Source organism: Sphingomonas faeni (assembly GCF_030817315.1).
Lineage (GTDB): Bacteria > Pseudomonadota > Alphaproteobacteria > Sphingomonadales > Sphingomonadaceae > Sphingomonas > Sphingomonas faeni_C.
This window is the reverse complement of record NZ_JAUSZF010000001.1, coordinates 2,984,753-3,004,004: the sequence shown is the minus strand read 5'-3', so window position 1 is coordinate 3,004,004 and position 19,252 is coordinate 2,984,753. Positions and strand designations below refer to the sequence as shown.

General features: G+C 66.4%; 17 protein-coding genes and 1 tRNA gene. 8 read left to right on the top strand and 10 right to left on the bottom strand.

The window, feature by feature from the left end:
* Positions 1–56 precede the first annotated feature (56 nt).
* Entirely contained in the window at positions 57–848 is a 792-nt protein-coding gene (locus QFZ54_RS14035; RefSeq protein WP_307088049.1) for an MJ0042-type zinc finger domain-containing protein, read from the top strand.
* Here QFZ54_RS14035 and QFZ54_RS14030 read toward each other — a convergent pair.
* On the bottom strand, positions 845–2,209 hold the full coding sequence (locus QFZ54_RS14030) for an MATE family efflux transporter (RefSeq protein WP_307088047.1): 1,365 nt from the start codon (positions 2,207–2,209) through the stop codon (positions 845–847). The genes QFZ54_RS14035 and QFZ54_RS14030 overlap by 4 nt on opposite strands.
* A gap of 112 nt (positions 2,210–2,321) precedes the next feature.
* Here QFZ54_RS14030 and QFZ54_RS14025 point away from each other — a divergent pair.
* A tRNA-Leu gene (locus QFZ54_RS14025) sits at positions 2,322–2,408 on the top strand.
* Between the two features lie 77 nt (positions 2,409–2,485).
* Positions 2,486–2,638, top strand: a complete 153-nt coding sequence (locus tag QFZ54_RS14020; protein ID WP_175518116.1) for a hypothetical protein — start codon at positions 2,486–2,488, stop codon at positions 2,636–2,638.
* Between the two features lie 178 nt (positions 2,639–2,816).
* Here the strand turns inward: QFZ54_RS14020 and QFZ54_RS14015 are convergent, their stop codons facing one another.
* The 6 genes from QFZ54_RS14015 to QFZ54_RS13990 all read right to left on the bottom strand — a co-directional run bounded on the left by QFZ54_RS14015 (position 2,817) and on the right by QFZ54_RS13990 (position 11,545).
* Positions 2,817–3,059, bottom strand: coding sequence for a hypothetical protein (locus QFZ54_RS14015; protein WP_307088044.1), 243 nt, complete (start codon positions 3,057–3,059; stop codon positions 2,817–2,819).
* Between the two features lie 18 nt (positions 3,060–3,077).
* The gene (locus tag QFZ54_RS14010) at positions 3,078–8,117 is read right to left on the bottom strand and encodes a hypothetical protein (protein ID WP_307089474.1); all 5,040 of its coding nucleotides are present in this window, start codon (positions 8,115–8,117) and stop codon (positions 3,078–3,080) included.
* An 84-nt stretch (positions 8,118–8,201) separates the two neighbouring features.
* Positions 8,202–9,287: a hypothetical protein gene (locus QFZ54_RS14005; protein WP_307088043.1), complete on the bottom strand. Its 1,086-nt coding sequence runs from the start codon at positions 9,285–9,287 to the stop codon at positions 8,202–8,204.
* Positions 9,288–9,344: 57 nt separating this feature from the next.
* Complete coding sequence (locus QFZ54_RS14000; protein WP_307088042.1) at positions 9,345–9,845, bottom strand: hypothetical protein; 501 nt, start codon at positions 9,843–9,845, stop codon at positions 9,345–9,347.
* 11 nt (positions 9,846–9,856) lie between these two features.
* On the bottom strand, positions 9,857–10,798 hold the full coding sequence (locus QFZ54_RS13995; RefSeq protein WP_307088040.1) for a hypothetical protein: 942 nt from the start codon (positions 10,796–10,798) through the stop codon (positions 9,857–9,859).
* A gap of 285 nt (positions 10,799–11,083) precedes the next feature.
* Positions 11,084–11,545: a hypothetical protein gene (locus QFZ54_RS13990; protein ID WP_307088038.1), complete on the bottom strand. Its 462-nt coding sequence runs from the start codon at positions 11,543–11,545 to the stop codon at positions 11,084–11,086.
* Positions 11,546–12,020: 475 nt separating this feature from the next.
* Here QFZ54_RS13990 and QFZ54_RS13985 point away from each other — a divergent pair, with 475 nt between their 5' ends.
* Genes QFZ54_RS13985 through QFZ54_RS13965 form a run of 5 tightly spaced genes read left to right on the top strand, consistent with a single transcriptional unit; the run spans position 12,021 to position 17,529 of the window.
* The gene (locus tag QFZ54_RS13985) at positions 12,021–13,085 is read left to right on the top strand and encodes a type III polyketide synthase (protein ID WP_307088037.1); all 1,065 of its coding nucleotides are present in this window, start codon (positions 12,021–12,023) and stop codon (positions 13,083–13,085) included.
* Positions 13,082–13,762, top strand: a complete 681-nt coding sequence (locus tag QFZ54_RS13980; protein ID WP_307088035.1) for a methyltransferase domain-containing protein — start codon at positions 13,082–13,084, stop codon at positions 13,760–13,762. Before QFZ54_RS13985 ends, QFZ54_RS13980 begins: the two co-directional genes overlap by 4 nt.
* Positions 13,741–14,829 (top strand): NAD(P)/FAD-dependent oxidoreductase, encoded by a 1,089-nt coding sequence (locus QFZ54_RS13975; protein ID WP_307088033.1) that lies wholly within the window; start codon positions 13,741–13,743, stop codon positions 14,827–14,829. Before QFZ54_RS13980 ends, QFZ54_RS13975 begins: the two co-directional genes overlap by 22 nt.
* A 31-nt stretch (positions 14,830–14,860) precedes the next feature.
* A complete protein-coding gene (gene msrB / locus QFZ54_RS13970) occupies positions 14,861–15,271 on the top strand; it encodes a peptide-methionine (R)-S-oxide reductase MsrB (protein ID WP_307089472.1) in 411 nt (136 codons plus the stop codon).
* A gap of 44 nt (positions 15,272–15,315) precedes the next feature.
* Positions 15,316–17,529: a transglycosylase domain-containing protein gene (locus tag QFZ54_RS13965; RefSeq protein ID WP_373458528.1), complete on the top strand. Its 2,214-nt coding sequence runs from the start codon at positions 15,316–15,318 to the stop codon at positions 17,527–17,529.
* Here QFZ54_RS13965 and QFZ54_RS13960 read toward each other — a convergent pair.
* From QFZ54_RS13960 to QFZ54_RS13950, 3 genes are read right to left on the bottom strand one after another with little or no spacing between them, the layout of a single operon-like run.
* Positions 17,505–18,179, bottom strand: a complete 675-nt coding sequence (locus QFZ54_RS13960; RefSeq protein WP_307088031.1) for a M48 family metallopeptidase — start codon at positions 18,177–18,179, stop codon at positions 17,505–17,507. The two genes, QFZ54_RS13965 and QFZ54_RS13960, sit on opposite strands and share 25 nt — an antisense overlap.
* A 15-nt stretch (positions 18,180–18,194) precedes the next feature.
* Positions 18,195–18,629: a YcgN family cysteine cluster protein gene (locus QFZ54_RS13955; protein ID WP_133020171.1), complete on the bottom strand. Its 435-nt coding sequence runs from the start codon at positions 18,627–18,629 to the stop codon at positions 18,195–18,197.
* On the bottom strand, positions 18,626–19,231 hold the full coding sequence (locus tag QFZ54_RS13950; protein ID WP_307088029.1) for an SCO family protein: 606 nt from the start codon (positions 19,229–19,231) through the stop codon (positions 18,626–18,628). Before QFZ54_RS13950 ends, QFZ54_RS13955 begins: the two co-directional genes overlap by 4 nt.
* Positions 19,232–19,252: the final 21 nt, after the last annotated feature.

Sequence of the window (19,252 nt, the reverse complement as noted above, 5' to 3'; positions counted from 1 at the left end):
TGCTTATTCGCGGCCAAGAACGGTCGCGCTCCGGTGACCGCTGGTGAAGCGTATCCATGATCCTCCAATGTCCCGAGTGCAGCACGCGCTATCTGGTCCCCGACAGCGCGATCGGGACCGACGGCCGCACCGTGCGTTGCGCCAACTGCAAGCATAGCTGGTTCCAGGCCGCCGCACCCGAGGTCGAGGACGCGCTGGAGACGCCTGACTCGACCCCGCTCGCACCTGCGCCACCACCGCTCGCCCCGTTAGCGAGTCCGCCGATTGCCCCACTGGCGAGTCCGCCGGTCACGGAGCCGGTCGAACGGTTCGCGCCGTTCGCCCCTGCCGCGCCGATCACGCCCGAGCCTGCGGTCGTTGCACTCACGTTCGTCCCGCCGGCACCGCCACCGACCCAGAATTTGCCGGCTCGCCTGCGTCGCAACACGAGCCGCCGCTGGACGATCGTCGCGGTGCTTGCCGGGCTGTTGATGCTGATCGCGGCCGGGGCAATCGTGTATCTCGGCGCGCCGGGTGTCGCGGCGAAGCTCGGTCTCGGGATCGGCAGCGACGAGACGCCGTTGCGGCTGCGCGACAACCCGATCGAGCGCCGCGAACTGGATAACGGCTCGGAACTGTTCGCGGTCAGCGGCCAGGTCACCAACCCGTCCGATCAGCGCCAGCGTGTGCCCGACATCCGCGCCGAACTCCGCGATGCGCAGGGGCGGCTGGTGTATAGCTGGACGATCACGCCGCAGCAGCGGACCCTGGCACCCGGCGGTGCGATCAACTTCAACTCCGCGACGCTGAACGTGCCTGCGAATTCGAAGCGCCTCGAACTGAGCTTTGCCGGCGAGGCGACCCGCTAGGCGCGTCGCAAACGCCGGCTCACGAGCCAGAACCGTGCGCCGTGCAATAGGGCCGCGGTCAGCATGCCGAGCCCGGACGCATAGACCAGCGCCATCGGTCCCACCCCGACGTGGACCATCCACCAGCCCGCGCCGCCGGTAACGACGAAATACGCGGCGATGCTGTTCACGCCCGCAACGACCTGATCGCCTAGCGAGCGGAGCGCATAGACCAGCACCACCTGCGCGCCGTCGAACAGGATGAACGGCGCCCATACCGGCAGCATCGCCAGCGCGACCGCGTGCGTCGCGGCATCGGAGGGGAACGCCCCGACGATCGGCCCGCGCGCGACGATCAGGACGATCCCGCACACTCCCAGCGCGAGCATCGACAGCCCGGTTGCGATCAAGGCGCGAGAAATACCCGCCTTCGGATCCCCCTCGCCCACCGCATTGCCCACGCGGACGCCACACGCCGACCCAAGCCCGAGCGCCAGTGCGAACGTGACGTTGTGGACCGAGAACACGATCTGGAACGCGTGCGCGACATCGTCGCCGAACTGCGTCGACAACGCGATCAGGATCGAGAAGCCGGCCAGCTCGAGTCCTGACGCGACCGCGGGGACGATACCGAACACTGCCAGGGCTGCGATACCGGCAGGCACGCCGCGCCATGCCGCGAGATCGATTCGCCGAACGCCCCGCTCTTTCGCTCGCGGGAGGGTCAATGCGGCGGTGATCATCCCGACCGCTCCGAGACCCGACGCGATCGCGGTCGCCGTCGCAGCCCCGACCGCGCCCATCGCCGGCAGCCCGAGATGCCCACCCGACATCGCCCAGGCGAGCACGGCGTTCAGCGGCAGGATCGACAGGTTGACCACCGCGACGCGCCGCGGTCGGCTGACGCCCTCCAGGAAGAAGCTGGCGGCGACGATCATCAGCTGCGGCGGATAGGTGAAGGCCATGACGCGCACGACCTGCCCGGCCGGCTCGACCAGCGCGGGCGCGACACCGATCCCGGCGAGCATGGCGTCCGCGGACACGAACATGACGACGCCTACGACAAGCCCGAGCAGCAATCCCAGCACAAGACCTTCGCGGAGCACCTGTCCGGTACGCGGCAAATCCCCCGCCCCGTCGGCACGCGCGGTATGGACCAGCACGCCCGACAGCCACGCGAGCCCCGTGACGATCGCGATGAACGTCAGCGAGCGGCTCGCCCCCAGCGCAGCGACCTCGTGCGCGCCGACGAGGCCGACGACGATCACGTCGGTGACGTGGAGGATCGTCCAGTTGAGGCTGGTCAGCATCACTGGCCATGCAAGCGCGAGAACGCGACGCGTTTCGGCTTTCATATCGGTCGAGAGAAAGGGCGCAGCCATCGTTTGCGGTACCGGACGAACGGTTTTTCGCAAAGGCCGTTGCGCGATGCGGAAAGCCTTGCTAGTGGCGCTCGCCTACCAGATGCCGGGTCCGCCCGGTGATGTTTCATGGGCGGCCATGGCGGAACTGGTAGACGCGCAACGTTGAGGTCGTTGTGGGCGAAAGCCCGTGGAAGTTCGAGTCTTCTTGGCCGCACCATTTTCTCCGATAGAGTAAACACCCCCCTCGAGGGTCCCCCTTTCGCTGCCGTGCGTTGGGCGTGGCGGAGGCATTGCATGAGTTCGATCGACGACACGATCATCGAAACGCCCGAGGGCCCGATGACGTTTGCGCAGTGGAAGAAGAAGAACCCGGTCCAGCTGCCCTCGCGCCGGACCAAGGGGAAGAAGCTGCCGAACAAGGTGAAGCTGACCACCGACGAGAAATAGGCGCGCGTTTGGGTCGCGCGGTCTGGCCCGAGGATAACGCGCTCCCCTCCCTGGAAGGGAGGGGTTGGGGGTGGGTCGGCCCGCTCGTGCCACGCCAGTCCGGATTATGCGGAAGCCGACCCACCCCCGGCCCCTCCCTTCCAGGGAGGGGGGAAGAACAGTCGCATCCCGCATTACCTCAGTGTTTCCCCGACCCCATCTGCGCCCGGATCATCCGCGCCTGGAACTTCACCCGCTGCCAGAACGTCGCGTCGTCGAGCCGCCATTGCCGGATCGCCTGGGTCGCCAGCGTCTCGATCAACGCCTCGCTCATCGCTGCGTCCTGCATCGCGAACGCTCGCGCTAAATCCTCGGCGCACGGACCATGGTCGGTGAAGTCGCGTGGCTGCGGCATGGGTGTGGGCTGGCTCGGTATCGGCATTCCTGTCTCTCCCCGTAATTATCGCCGCCCGGCGAACAGCGCGCGCGTTGCGCCACCGAGCGCGGGGCCAAGCGTCGTCTGGTCGAACTTCAGCCGCATCGTGACGTACGGCCCCTGCCGCGTGTAGCGGTCGTCCTCAAAATCGCGGTCGCGGTAGCCGGACACGTTGTAGCCGGCGCTGATCCACGTATTTTGCGCGGGCGACACGCCGACCGACGGCCCACCGCTCCACGACCAGGCGGCGCGCGCCCATGCATGCTGGACCGAGCCGCTCACGCCGATATCGAACCGCGTGCCGACATCGTGGCGGAGCTCGAACCCGGTGACGTCGATATACCCGTCATAGGTGTCGTCGGCGAACCGCCCCGCGACGTATTTCGCGCCGTAATACAGCGTCGCCTCGGTGCCATGACCCAACCCTTCCGGGCCGGTGCGATAGTTCAGAGCCAGGTTGTTGATGATCCGCGACGTCACCTGGTCGCCGCCGCCGTACGCCGGCACACCGAGCGAATTGGAGTCCGAGAACCCCGCATCCGCGCTCTCGTGCCGCAGTTCGAGCCGTTCTAGCACCGACCAGCGGCTGTCGAGCGGACGGAAGGCGAGCGCCATGTCGGCGGTGGCATAGGTCGCGACCGCGCCGGTCTTGTCCTTGATCGTGTACCCCTTGATGCTCGACGCCAGGGTCTTGCCCTGCCCCAGCGTACGCAGGAAGTTGGTCGTAATCCCCCAGCGGTCGCCGCTGTCGGCATGGCGGTATTCGAGCCGCCCATTCACGGACCACAAGGTCTGGCGATAAGTCGCGCCGATCGTGGCAGCCGCGTAATCGCCGTTGGTCTGGTCCTGCCCGACATAGCCACCCGACGTGACCGGCTGGAACGGATTGACCACCGCGCCTTTCGGGATCTCGCCCTTCACCGTATTGCTCGCATCGAGCGTACCGTCGATGGTCCAGTTCTTGCCGATCGGCACCGACTGGCTGAGCCCGTATTGCGCGTAGGTCCGCGCGCCGTCCTCGCCCATCGCCTGCTGGTTCAGCGTGCTCATCAGCTTGGCACCGGTCCACGGCGCGACGTCGAAGCCCGCCTGCTTGGTGTGCGCGACATAGCCGTCGCCGTTCGCAATCTCGTAGCCGCCGATCAGGCGGATGCCGGGCGTGATCCGGTAGGCCAGCTGGATCTGGTGGCGGATCGGGAAGTCGACGCTGTCGCTTTGCCCGCCCGGCGCGAACTGGGTCTGCAAGGTGACGCTCAGCTTGCTGTCGAACAGAAGTTGCGTGCCGCCGACCGTCAGGAGACGGCTGTCACGGGGCTTGCCGTCGATGCCGCGGTCGGCCGCATATTGCCCACCGACGAAGATCGTACCCGATTCGCGACGATATTCGATCCGGGCGTCGGCGGCGGTCCGCGTCCCCGCGCTGTCGAGCTGTTGCTGGTGCCACACCACACCCGTCAGGCTCAGCCGATCGGTCAGGCGAACCCGGCCGTCGAGCCCGAACTTGCGCGTCCCCGCCTCGACCAGATTCTGCTGGCCGACACCGAACGCGGTATCCTGCTGGCGGGCATAGGCGAGCAGGTCGAGCTTTGCGCCGTGATGGTCGATCTCCGCAAGATAGGCGAGCCCCTGCCCCAATCCGCCGCGCCCGCCTTTGGCGATCTCGCCGCGCACTTCGGTGTTCGCGGTGACGCGCGCCTTGATGTCCGCGCCGAGCACGATGGCTTCACCGTTGGTCTCGTCGCGGATCATCGCCGCACCGACTTCGACGCGACCCTTGACCAGCTTGGTCGCGACGCGCGCCGCAGCGGCCAGCTTGGCGGATCGGCCGCTCTCGACCTCGTAGTCGGCGACGATGAAGGTCGGATTGAGGTTGCTGTCGCGGCTCAGGACGGGGTTGCGGAACCGGACCGTGCCCATCGACGTGTCGATGTCGTAGTCGATGTGCCGGGTCAGCTGCGTGGTCGCCACGATCAGTTCCGAGCGGAAGCGGTCGCGCGTCTCGAGCCGCAGCTTGTCGCTGTTCGGCACGATGTTGCGGCCCGACAGGCGGTACGGACCGCTCAACCCGTTGCCCTGGATCTCGTCGCGCGAATACAGCGTGTCGGTATGCGCCGCGAACCCGGTCGCTCGCACGCGCTTGCCTTCGTACGCGGTTTTCACGCCGTTGAGCGTCCGGTTGTAGCGGGTCAGCTGGGTATCGGTGAAGCCGGTCTCGAAATCGCCGAACAGCGCGTAGAATTCGCGACGCTCGAGCCGCAGGTACAGCTTCCGGCGGGTCGCCGCGTCGTAGCCCTGGCGCGAACCGTCGCCGTACACGGTGTAATAGCGGTCGGGGTCGATCGTCCCGAGCAGGCCGCGGTCGGGATCGTATTTGCGGTCGCTGTCATAGGCGATCGTCGCCAGCCACGATCCCTTGACGCGTCCCTTGGCATAGAAAGCGAGCTGGCCGTCCGTGACGACGCTGTTGCGCTCGGACCGTGGCAGGCCCGACTGGCGCTTGCTAAGCATGTCGTAGCCGAGCGAGCCCGCGCCGAACCCGACCACGACCCAGTCCTTGGCGGACGCGGCGAGCCAGGCACGAATTTCGTTGGTGTGGACGACCTTTTCCTCGGTCAGCGAAACCGCGACGCGGACCGCGCCCGCCTGGGTGGTCGGCTGGAGCGCGAGGAAGGCAAGCCCGTCGTCGCCCACCACCAGCGCGGTCGTCGACGAGCGCTCGCGACCAGCCAGCTGGCGGCTCTGTTCGAGCGCGACTTCGACGGCGGCGATGTAGGGCTGGTCGACCGCGAACGGTACGATCGTCCCTGCCCGCACCGGCCGGCCGGCCTTGTCGGTCACGCGCACCGCGATCAGCGGGCGGGTGAGCCCATCCGCAACCAGCCGGCTGTTGGCGGCATCGAACACCGCGCGGACCGGGAGGCCCGCATAATGCACGACCCGGTCGAGCGTCTTCACGACGCTGCCATCGGCGGAAAGCACGCGGGCCTGGAGACGATTGTCACCGTCGACCAATGGGATACCCGTCCAGCGCGAGACTGCGATATCGGTGCCGTCGCGGGTATCGGTGCCGTCGAACGCGATCGGTTCGACCTGCTTGCCGTTGATCGTGAGCGCGACACGCTGCCCTGGCAGATGCCGGACGACGGCGCGAACGACCGGAGCGCGCGGGTTATGGTCGGCGAGCGGGAACAGCCAGTCTACGCCGGCGGTCTGGCCGCTGGCGAGCCAGTCGCGGCTGCCCGCGGCGGTGGCGTCGTCGACGACCGTGATCGGCAATGCGGCGTCCGCAGCCTTGGCCTTGCCCGTCGGCTTCAGCTGGAAGTCGACGCGTTTGAGCAAGCCGCCATCACCCTCGACGAACCGCGAGATCGCACTGTTCGCCTGGCGCGTGTCGATGTCGCAGGCGACCGGCGCATGCGTCGCGGGAATGCTCGACGTGTCGATCTGGACGACGTGACGCCCGGCGCGGACGCCCTCGAAATGGTACAATCCGTCGCGATCGGTGGCGACGAACGTGCCGTCCTCCATCAACAGGCGGATGCCGGCCACGCCCTTGCGCTTGTCGACCGGATCGCCGCAATTGCCCTCGGTGACGCGGCCGATGATCGTCATCGCATCGGTGAACAGCAGCGGACGCAGGCGGACCGATGCCGCGGCTTCGTTGCTGGTGACGGTTCCCTGCCCGACGACGCGCGCACGGTTGAGCGCTTCGCCCGTGGGTGCGCCGGGGGCGATGCTGACGACGTATTTCAGCTCGGTCGAAGCACCGGCAGCGAGCAACGGTATCGCGAAATCGAGCGTTCGGCCGTCGCTCGACACGGTCGGCTCTTCGCCGCCCCGCGCGGAATTGCGTTCGTAACGCAGTCCCCTGGGCAGCGTATCGGCGACGTGAAGCCCGCGCGCTGGAACCGTGTCGCGGTTGGTGATGCGCAACAGATACTGGACGAAATCCCCCGGCGACGCCTCACGCACCGACGCCGTCTTGGTCAGCAGCAAAGTCCCCGCGCCGGGGCTGTCGAGCGGAATGTCGGCGGCGAACGGCTCGGGCGTCGACAGCGTCAGCGATGCGCCGAAACTCGTGTCGTTGAGAATATAGGGCCGCCCCTGCGGGTCCTTCAGCGCGGCCAGCGTCGCGCGGTCGACGGTCGATGGCGCGGTATAGGTGCCGGGTGGTGCTACCTTCAGGAAATACCGGCCGGGCGCGGTCAGCGGGAAACGATATCGCCCCGTCTCGCCCGGATAGACGCGGCCGCTGGCGTCGGTGACGGCTTCGCCGGTGACGACGGTGGAGGGATAGCGGCTCGTACCATCGTCGCCGAATACCGTCGCGGGCTGTCCGGTCTCGTCGACCAACGACATGACGGTGCCATCGACCAACGCGCCGGTGCGCGAATCGAAGGTGTAGCCGGCCGGGTCGATCAACAGCGATGCCGTCGACGACAGGCTGTAGCCATCCTCGGCGAAACTCAGCGTGATCGCCGCGCCGCGCTGGTTGCGGATGTCGCAGGCGGCGAGTTCGGGATGCTTGCCAGTCGCGACCGCAGGGATGCCGCCGGCGAAGATGCCGCTGGCGACCGCCGTCTCGGTCAGCGTCAGCGTGGTCTGGATGGTGCCGACCTCGACCGCGATGATCGCGGTTTCGCGCACGTCGGGATCGCGGTTGCCGGCCTGGTTGTCGAGGACCAGGATCATGTCGGCATAGATGTCGATGGTCGCGATCGGGGACGACGCGGCATAGGTCGCGGCGTCGATCGGCGCCGGCGTGAAGAGAAGCGTCGGCGCGGTCTGGCACACCGCGCCGGTCATCGCGAAATTTGGCGGCGGCAGGCGAAACGTCAGCGTCGTCGGCCGCTTGGCGCGGTTCACGTCGAGCGAAACCATGTTCGAGGTCACGGTGCGAACGCCCGATTCGCTGTCCGAATCGTCGAACGACAGCGTCGCGGTATTCTGGATACGCGTTTGGCCACCAGTCTGCGCCGCGACCGGCAGGCAGCCGATCACGAGCCCGAACAGGATCGTCAGAACCAGCGCGCAAAGGCGCGAGAGGCGGCGGAGGCTGGACATCAAGGGTCGTCTCCCGGCGCGCGTCGCGACACGCGCCGGGATCGGTCGTTCCTTATCGAGGGACGGGGACCGCGAGCGGCGGGTTTAGTTGATCTTCACGCGGAAGCTGGCGGCGACCGGTAGCAGCGAGGTCACCGTCGGGATCGTCACACTCACCTTCCGGGCAGTCGCGTCGTACGATCCGGTGATGCCGCTCAACGGCAATACCGTCCCACCGGCGTCGCTCAGCGGGAGGCCGTCCAGCACGCACTCGTTGCCGAGCCCGATGCCGCCGACCGTGATCGAGTTGGCTTCATACGTCGTATTGGCGGGAATGAGATCGGTCAGGTTGACGTTGCGCGCCGGGGTCAACGTCGTCGCGTTTCTCACGATCAGACAATAGCGCACGATCGCACCGGGAATGGCCTTCGGAAACCCGATGTCGTTGACCGGGTCGGAGATGACCGTCGACGATTTCGCGATCGAGAGTTCCACGTTGCGGGTCGTGATCTCGTACGCAAGCGTCGAACGGCCGTATCCGTTGAATGCGAGGTCGCCGAAGCCCGAATCATTGTCGGCAAAGACCACGTCGACCACGCCGTCACGGTTGGCGGCGAGGCCGTTCGATACCAGCGCATCGCCCTGCTGCGTTGCGTCGCCGCCCGCAGCGATCTGCGCCACCAGCGTGACGGTGGCGAGTGCCGCCTGCTGATCGGCAGGAACGTTCGCAACGATGAAGACGGTCCTGGTCTGGTCCGCCGGGAGTTCGTTGATGTAGGTCGCGGTATCGGCACTGGTGTACGTGTTGTTGCCATCCGAATCGACGACGATCCGTATGTTGCCGACGTCGAAGTTATCCCCCGTGAAGATACCGCCAATGAGGCTTTGTACGGACGACAGGATGAAGTCCTGGGTTCCGTTGGTGTTGTTGGTGACGGTGAACTTCAACACCGCGTCGGCCTCTCCGATCGCGACAGGCGTGTTTCCAGCCAGTGGCGCTACGGTCAGGTTGGCCTTCAGATCGACGACGAACGACGCGGCGTTCGACTCGGCGGTCTGTTCCACGCCGTTGACGGTGTAGCTCGCCAGCGCGGTGTTGGTGATCGTCGTGCCGGCAGTGGTGCCGGCGGGTGGCGGCGCGGTCTGTGCCGATGCGGTTCCGAACGACACGACAGCGGCCGTTCCGGCCATCAGCGTGCGTATTACCCCTTTTGCGTGCATTATCTTGGTCTTCCTATGTTGGATCGGTCAGGTGTGAAGGCGGAATGACGGTCTCATTTGAGGACCGCCTGGAACGCGAACTGGCCCTGCGAACCGGCTGCTAGCGGGCTCGCGAGGCGCCACCGGACGCTGGTGACGTCGTTGGGGCTCGCCGCGCGCGTGCTGCCGTCGGGGCTGCGGACGCGGGAGGGTGGCAAGCGAACCGAAAGTCTTGCCGTCGACCGACACGTCGGGCGCGGGCGAGCCGGGATTGGCCGATCGATAGGCGATCTGGCGCGGCAACGGGTTGTCGAGCACGACGTTCGCAAGCGGCTGAGCGCCGGTGTTGCGATAGGCCAGGATGAAGATGACCTTGTCGCCCGGCGTCACCCGCGACGGCTTCACCAGCGTGACCCGTGTGGTGCCGTCGGGCGCGGCACTGCGCGCCTCGACCATGATGCTGCTGGTGACCTGCAACGGACCGGCCGCCGCGGATGCGACCGCCGCGGTAGTGGCCAGAACGGCGGCAATCATTGGACGCGTAATCATGGCTTGGCTCCTCATTGGATCTTGGCTTTGAACTGCACGGTGTGGACGGATCCGGCGGCGACCCGGCCGAGCGCGACCGTGATGCCGGCGCCTGGTGCGGCGTTCGGGTCGAAGCGTCCGGCGTCGGCGTCCGCGCCATCGCTGAGCGGCACGCCGTCGAGCACGAGGCTGCCGGGGACGAAGACGGTGCCTGCGGGGATCGGATCGGCGATCCGCGCGCCGGTGACGGCGTCGGTGAAGCGCGCCTCGAGTGAATAGGTTATGATCGAGTCGCGGACCGCGTTCTGCGAGCCGTCGGCGGCGCGTACCGACTGGCTCTTGAGCAATACGGGGCCGGCGGGGGCCGTGCCGAGCGGAACCGCAACGCTGGCGATCGCGCCGGTCATGCCGACGACCGCATCGCCGCCGCCATCACCCGCGCCGGGATAGACGCTGCCGTTCGCACCCGATCCGGTCGTCGAGCGCGCGGTAAGGGTCAGCGTGGCGTTCGCGGCGCCCTCCGCGGTGGCGACCAGGATCGCGAGCAGCTTGATCGACTGGCCGGGTGCCAGCAGCGGCGTCGTGCCGTCGACCGGCGCAATGTCCTTTGCGGGATCGTAAAGGCCGTCGCCGTCGGTATCGATGACCAGCGCGCGCAACGCGACCGCGCGGGACGACAGGGTCGCCGCGATCGCGAACGCTTCGGCACCATTGTTCAGATTGGTCAACGTGAAGGGTATTGCGACCGGCCGGGACGTGACGACGACCGCATCCTGCCCGTCGCGGACGAGCGCCACATCGAGCCGTTCGGCGACGATGATCGTGACGGTGTTCGAATTCGTCGACCGGGCCGTACCGCCGATATCGTACTGCAAGCCTGCCGTATTGACGATCGGGGTGCCGGCCGACGTGCCGGTCACGGGAGTTTGCGCAAGGCCAGGCTGGGATAGCGCGCCGACGAGTACCCACGTCATCAAGCGCGGACCCGCCAAGATGCGCGGACGCGATCTAATCCTCACCCCACTCGATGAAATCCGACGAATCAATGTGTGCCCCACCCTTTGACCGGGGCACCGTCTTCGATCCGACTTAACCAAATACTACGAAATCAAAACGGGGGTTATATTCTAAACTATGATAGTTAATCGGACAACATCCGTTCCGACTTGCATTTACTAATCATCAACGCTGTAATGGTGTTATTTGCCGTTACTGGGCTAATCTACTATCATAACGGTTGAAAATCCCGACTGACGGCCTCAGCGGCGAAGAAGGGCGCGCAAATAGGCTTTCATCTGTTGATCGCCGGCATGGCTCAGCGAAATCTCGACGCGCCGCCGATCGGTGGGGTCGATGACGCGATCGATCAGTTTCAGCTTGTGGAGATGCTCGATCCAGCGCTGCGATGTGGTGACCGGCGCGTCGGACATGCTGACGAGCGCCTTGATGTTCATCGGCATCCGATCGTCACGCGCCGCGAACAGCGCGAGGAGCATGTCCCATGCCGGCTCGTGAAACAGTTCGGCTGGCAGGAACTGTCGCCGCATACGCCGTTCCGCGAGTATCACATTCGCGTGATCTACGAGCGCTGCCTCGTTGGGCTCCTCGCTTGGCAACACCGGTTCGGCGGCTTTCGCAACCCTTCCGTTGAACTCTTCGGCCACCGCCGAAAGTTTGGCAGTCAGATCCTTGATCAAGTCCACGACTGTCTCGTTCTTCACGAAAGGCTCCCCGTTGCCCATTGATACTCGTTACGCGACCGGAAGGTGCGGTGCCTGCAGCTTTGTCGCCGCTATCGCACGTTACCACCGGCCATCTCAAACCCAGGCTGAGACGCCCTGACGATCGGATTAAATCCTAAAAGCTCGGTCTCGCATTTCCAGTTTATTGATCGCGGAAATGGGCACAATCCGACAACACTACATTTAAGTCGGTTATTCAAACCTATTCTATGTTAATATATCCGGATTGAATTTGATGCGTCGGTGACGAACTCAATTCAGTTCTATATTGGTCCTCAATTCGGTTTATTCGGTACGTGCGCCGCTACACCGTCGTTGGCTGCGACGACGAAACCTCGCTGCATCCGCCGAAGCCTCCAATGCACAGTGCTATCGGCAACCAACCAACATCGAACTCCCCTAGTCCGATTGAACGTGCCATGCGTTGGGCATCGATCGCAGGCGAAAGGGTATCGTGTCCGCTTATCTCAATGCCGTAGGGTCCGCCGTTCCCGGTCATGATATCCACGCGGCGTTCATCGCGTGGGCGCGAGGGCGCGTCGATGCGCGGGCCGAGCGCGTGTTCGACCGGATGGCATCGCGGTCGGGTATCGGCCATCGCTGGTCGGTGTTGCCACCTACCCCGGAGGGTGGTTCGCCGGTCGACGATGCCGGCTTCTACGCGGCGGAACCCCATCCGGGGACGAGCGCGCGGATGGTCCTGTATGCCGAACACGCACCCGACCTGGCGATCCGCGCGATCGAGGCGTTGCGCGCGAAGGTCGCGGTGGAGGGAATCACGCATCTCGTGGTCGCGAGCTGCACCGGCTTCGTCGCGCCCGGCATCGACCAGATCATCGCGCGCAGGCTTGGCCTTTCGTCGAGCGTCGAGCGGCTGCTGATCGGTTTCATGGGGTGTTATGCGGCGATCGTCGCATTGCGGAGTGCGCGGCATATCGTCCGGTCCGAGCCCGACGCGCGCGTGCTGGTCGTGACGGTCGAGCTGTCCACGCTGCACCTGCAACCTGCCAATGATATCGAGGCGTTGCTGGCGATGCTGCAGTTCGGCGATGGCGCCGCCGCCGCGCTGGTGACGGCGGATGCGACCGGGTTCGAGCTCGAAGCGCCGTTTGCCGCGTCTTTGCCGGATAGCGAGCAGTTGATCCGCTGGGACGTCACCGATGCGGGCTTTGCGATGCACTTGTCGGGCGAGGTGCCGGGACGGATCGCCGCCGCCCTGACCGACGAGAATTTTCGTGCGATCGTGAGTGCCGGACTGCCGCCGGAATCGATCGACGGGTGGGCGGTCCATGCAGGTGGGCGATCGATCCTCGATGCGGTCGAGCATGCGATGCATCTGAAGCCCGAGGCGCTGGCGGCATCACGGCAGGTGCTCGCGGACAACGGCAACATGTCGTCGGCGACGTTGATGTTCGTGCTCGAGCGACTGCTGGCTGGGCCATCGGTCGCGCACGGCGTGGCACTGGCGTTCGGGCCTGGCCTCGCGGCGGAAGGCTTCGGGTTCCGGAGCGCGGCATGAGACTCGCGGTCCGCAGTCAGGCCGAAGAGCTGATGGACGCCGACGATCTCGATGCGGCGACCTATGCGGACGTGGTCGGCGATCTCGCGACGGTCAACACGGTCACGATGGCGCGCCGCCCGACGCTGGATTTCCTCACGCGAGCGACCGCAGAGCGAAAGAGCTTCCGGTTGCTCGACGTTGGGTTCGGCGATGGCGACATGCTGCGGCGAATCGCGCGCTGGGCTAAGGCGAAGGGTATCGAAGCCGAACTCGTTGGGGTCGATCTCAACCCGCGCAGCGAACAGGCGGCGCGGGCTCATGGCGGCGACATCCGCTATGTCACGGGCGACTATGCCGACCTTGCCCATGAGCCGTGGGATGCGATCGTCAGCAGCCTCGTCGCGCATCACATGAGCCACGACCAGCTGATCGCGTTCCTGCGCTTCATGGAGCGCCACGCGAACGCGGGGTGGTTCGTCAACGACCTCCACCGCCACGGGTTCGCGCATTGGGGCTTCCCGGTTCTCGCGACGATCGCGCGCTGGCACCCGATCGTGAGACACGACGGGACGCTGTCGATCGCGCGCAGCTATCGCCCCGACGAGTGGCCACCGCTGCTCGCCGAGGCGGGCATCACCCAGGCGAAGGTCCGCCGCGTCTTTCCGTTCCGGTTATGCGTCGAACGCCTGCGCTGATCGTCGGCGGCGGGCTTGCCGGGGCCGCGACCGCGATTGGCCTCGCGCGCGCTGGCCTGCCGCATCTGCTCGTCGAGCGATCGCGCGAGACCGGCGACGCGATTTGCGGCGGGTTCCTGAGCTGGCGGACGCTGGAAACGCTCGACGGACTCGGGATCGATCCCGACACGCTGAACCCCGAGCGCGTGACGCGCGCTCGCATTTTCGCGGGTGATCGCCGGGCGGAGGCCGCACTACCCCATCCGGCGGTCTCGGTGTCGCGTCGTCGGCTCGATACCGTGCTATTGGCGGAGGCCGAACGGCTCGGAACGCCAGTCGAGCGCGGCGTCACCGTGCGCGAGATCGACGCGACGAGCGCACGGCTCGCAGACGGCGCGACGATCGCGGCCGATACGCTCTTCCTTGCGAGCGGCAAGCACGACGTTCGCGGCATGGCGCGCCCCGAGGACGCGCGCGGTGCCGACCCGACGCTGGGGATACGTGTGCGTATCGTCCCTTCGTCGGCGCTGGCCAAATCGCTCGCTGGTGGCATTGAGCTTCATCTGTTCGACCGCGGTTATGCCGGCTTGGCGATGCAGGAGGACGGCACAGCGAACCTGTGCATGGCCGTACATCGCTCGCGGCTCCAGGCGGCTGGCTCGCCCGCGCAATTGCTCGAAGCGCTTGGTAAAGAGATGCCCGCGCTCGGCGAATGGGTCGCGCTGATCGAACCGAACGCGTCGATCGATGCGATCGCCAACGTCCCTTACGGCTGGCGCCAACGCACCGGCGTCGACGCTATCTTCCGGCTCGGCGACCAGGCCGGCGTCATCCCCTCGCTCGCCGGCGAAGGCATGGGCATCGCGCTCGCCAGCGGCGTCGCGGCGGCCAACGCGTACGTCCTCGGCGGCCCCGCCTCCGCCGCGCAGTGGCAGGAGGACTTTGCCCGTCGCCTTGCCCGCCCGATCGGTATCGCCGGCATCGTACGTCACATCGCCGAAAGCGAACGCGCCGCGTGGTTGCTTCCGTTCATGCGCCCGGCACTGATCCAGGTCATCGCTAACGCAACCAGAATGGGGCAGTCTTGAAAACCGCCCTGCCAGCACGAGATGCATGTCCATGGACCAGCTCAATCTTTCCGAGGCCGAATGGCGCAAGCGGCTAACCCCCGAACAATATCACGTCCTCCGCGAAGCCGGCACCGAGCGCGCCTTCGCGGGCGTCCTGACCGATAACAAGGCCGATGGCATCTATCGGTGCGCGGCGTGCAGCAACGAACTGTTCGACAGCGCGGACAAATATGATTCCGGCTCGGGCTGGCCGAGCTTCACCCAGCCGATCGGCCCAGACGCGGTCACCGATCACGCCGATCGCAGCCACGGCATGACCCGTATCGAGACGCGGTGCGCGCGGTGCGACAGCCATATGGGGCACGTCTTCCCCGACGGTCCACCACCGACCGGGCAGCGCTATTGCATGAATTCGCTCTCGCTCGAATTCCGACCGCGCAAAGCGAACGTCGCGGCCTGATGTCGCTTGTAGGGCGGGGGCATCGCGCGTAATTCTGCGGCCACATGGCTCGTACGCGTTCTGCTTCCCCGTCCCGTCGGTCCCCAACTCCCCCGGCGTCACGCTGGCGGCGGCGGCTGGTCGTGTTCCTTCAGCTTTGCGTCGGGATCGGCGTTCTCGCGCTCGGTGCGCTGGCGATCGCGGTGTATATCGCGATGTCGCAGCTGCCGAGTTTCGACAGCCTGAAATCATCGCCCAACGGCCAGATGATCCGCGTCCATGCCGCCGACGGCACCGTGATCGTGTCGATGGGCCCGAGCTTCGGCGAGTGGCTGCCCTATACGCAGATCCCGCGGGTCATGCGCGACGCGACCGTCTCGGTCGAGGATCGCCGCTTTCGCTCGCATATCGGCATCGATCCGGTCGGTATCGCACGTTCGGTGAAGGTGCGGTTCGATCGCGGTCACTGGACGCAAGGGGGGTCAACGATCACGCAGCAGCTCGCGCGGACCGTCTTCCTCAACAACCAGAAGAAGTTTGGCCGAAAATTCCGCGAGGGCATCCTGGCGTTCGCGCTCGAATGGAAGTTTTCGAAGGACCAGATCCTCGAACTCTATCTGAACAAGGTCTATTATGGCGGCGGCGCCTACGGGATCGACGCCGCGAGCCGGAAGTTCTTCGGCCACGGCGCGGACCATCTGAGCCTTGCCGAAGCGGCCGTCATCGCTGGCCTGGTCAAGGCACCGTCCAACTATTCGCCGACCGCCGACGCAGAGGCCGCGATGGGTCGCGCCGGCGTCGTGCTTGAGACGATGCGGGAAACCGGCGTGATCTCCGCATCCGAGGCTGCCGACGCCGACGTGTCCGGGCTGAAACTCGCGCCCGAGCCGAAGCAGAACAGTGTCCGGTATTTCACCGACTGGGCGATCCCACAGCTCGAGACGCTGATCGACGAGACGACCGAGCCGCTCGAGGTCTGGACCACGCTCGACCTCAACATGCAGCGCCAGGCCGACGAGGCGATCCGCGCGAATGCACCCCCGGGCGCGCAGGGCGCGCTGGTGGCGCTCGACCGTGGCGGCGAAGTGCGCGCGATGGTTGGCGGCAAGGATTACGTCTCGTCGATCTACAATCGCGCGACGCAGGCGGTCCGCCAGCCGGGCTCGTCGTTCAAGCTGTTCGTGTACCTCGCCGCACTGGAGGCAGGGCATAAGCCCGAGGATTCGATCGTCGACGAGCCGGTGACGATCAACGGCTGGAGCCCGCGCAACGATTCCCGGCGCAACTCCGGCGCGGTCTCGTTGCGGACCGCGTTCGCCTATTCGCTCAACACCATCGCCGCGAAACTGGGGCAGGAGGTCGGCTTCAACACGGTGGCCGACATGGCGCGGCGGTTCGGCATCACGACCCCGGTCAACACGCACCCGTCGATGGTGCTCGGTACGTCCGAGGTCCGCGTGATCGACATGACTCGCGCGTTCGCCTCCGTCGCCAGCAAGGGGGTCGCCGTCACGCCCTACGGGATCACGCGCGTGACCGCCAACGGCCAGACGATCTACACGCATGAGGTCGATCGCAGCCACGTGCTCGTCGCGCCTTACGTCGCCGCCGAGATGACCGACCTGCTGCAGACCGCCGTCAACACCGGCACCGGTCGCGCGGCGCAGATCGGCCGCCCGGTTGCGGGCAAGACCGGTACGACCAGTTCGTCGAAGGATGGCTGGTTCCTGGGCTTCTCGAGCGGGATCACCACCGGCGTGTGGATGGGACGTGACGATGCCAAGCCGATTGCCGGCCTGCACGGCGGCACGGCGCCCGCAAAGGCATGGGCCGCGTTCATGAAGCCCGCGACCGCCAACCGTCCGATCGAGCAGTTCGATACGAAGGTGACCCTGCCGGAGTGGCAGCTCGAGCCCGATGAGGAGAGCTATTTCGGCCAGCCCGACAATGGCCAGATGGCGGTCGACGCGGACGGCAATCCGATCGATCCGGGCCAGCCGCCGGTGCCGACCGATGCGCAGACCGGCGACACGATCCCGCGGCCCGATGCGGACCAGCCCGAAGCGGCACCGGCTCCGCCGCCACAGCAGATGAACCAGGATTGGATCGACCGTGTCATCGGCCGCAACCAGCCGCGACAGGAGCAACCGGCAGGACGCCAGCCGCTAACCCGCGACGTGCCCCGCGATCGGTATCAGGATGACCGGTACCGGGACGGCCGATACCAAGACGACCGCAGTCAGGATCGTCGCTATCAGGACGAGCGTCCGAACCAGTGAAGCCCCGCGCCGTGCGTGCGTAGCCAGACGCGCGCGGGCGTCGGGTCTTCGCCGTAGAGCTGCTCGACCAGCGCATGGAAGACCGGTGCGTGGTTCATGTGGACGCGGTGTGCGACTTCGTGCGCGACGGTGGCGCGGCGGACCCAGCTCGGCGCGAGGATCAGCCGCCAGCTGTAGCGGATGACCCCGCTCGATGCGCAACTGCCCCAGCGACCTTTCGCATCGCCGACCGCGACCTGGGCGACACTGACCTTGGCCTTGGCGGCGTATTCGGCGGTTTCGGTTTCCAGGACGGCGAGCGCGGTGCGTTTCAACCATGCCTCGACGCGACGCGCGATGGTTTCGGGGGGCCCTGACAATGACAGGACCGAGCCTTCGCGTATCACGGTGCGGCGGCTGCCCGGAGTCCACTCGATCGTCAGTGGCTCGTCGGCGACGGTGATGACAGCGCCCGGCACGAACGGGCGCGGCTGGGGGAGCAGCGCGCGCTGTTCGGCGATCCAGCCGGCCTTGTCCTCGGCCCATGCCAGCGCCTGCTTCAACGCGGCGCGCTTGGGGAGGACAAGCCTTGCCCGGCCACTCGCGGGATCGATCGACAGACGCGCGCGGCGTGCTCGCGGGTGACGGACGATCTCCAGGCCCTCGATCATCGGGCTATCACCGGGTCAGAGCTCGCGGTCGATCACGTGATATTCGAGCTCGCCGGCCTCGTCCTCGCTGATCGTCCAGCCGCGCACCGATTGCTTGGCGCGGTGGACCGCCTCTCGGTCGCCGCAGACCAGGTAATGCCATTCGGGCAATTGCTCGCCGGCCGCGCGCAGGCGGTACGCGCAGGTCGAGGGCAGCCAGTCGATCCCGCGGACGTTGCCGGTCGTCAGCCTTACGCACTCGGGGACATAAGCGTGGCGATGGCGGTAATCGGAGCATTGCCCGCTGCGCCGGTCGAGCAGGCGGCACGAGACGTTGGTCGCGACGAGTTCGCCGGTATCCTCGTCCTCGAGCTTGTGGATGCAGCATTTGCCGCAGCCGTCGCACAAGGCTTCCCATTGGCCGCGGTCGAGCTGGTCGATCGGCGTATCTTCCCAGAAGCGCGCGCTCACCGGACCCAGCGCTTGATTTCCGTCACCACTGCGTCGGGCCCTTGTTCCTGCGGCAGCAAAGCGAGAGGCTTGCCGTCCGGGTCCATCAGATAGCCCTGGCGAGAGTGGTTTACGAGGTAGCCCCCGCTCGGACCGGCGCCGGGCGATGCGTCGCCCTTGCTGGAATAGACGGCGTATTCGGTCTTGATCTTGGCGATCTGGTCGTCGGTGCCGGTCAGGCCGACCATGCGCGGGTGGAAGGCGGAGACGAACTGGTTGAGCACCGCAGGCGTATCGCGCGCCGGGTCGACCGTCACGAACACCGGCACGATCTTCGCGCCGATCGCGGGATCGCTTACCTCGAGCTTTTTTACCGCGCCGCCGATCGCCTGGACATCCGTCGGACACACATCGGGACAGAAGGTGTAGCCGAAATACATGATGCGGTATTTGCCTGCGAACGCCTGTTCGGTGACGGTCTGCCCGTTCTGGTCGGTCAGCGTGAAGGCACCGCCGATCCGCGCGCCTTCGAGCGGCGGCTTGGCGGGGGGCTGGGACGAGTTGCACGCAGTCAACGCCAAGGTAGGCAGCGCGAGCGCGCAGAGGAGGAAACGGAGGGTCATGGTGCCGCCAGCCTTGATCTG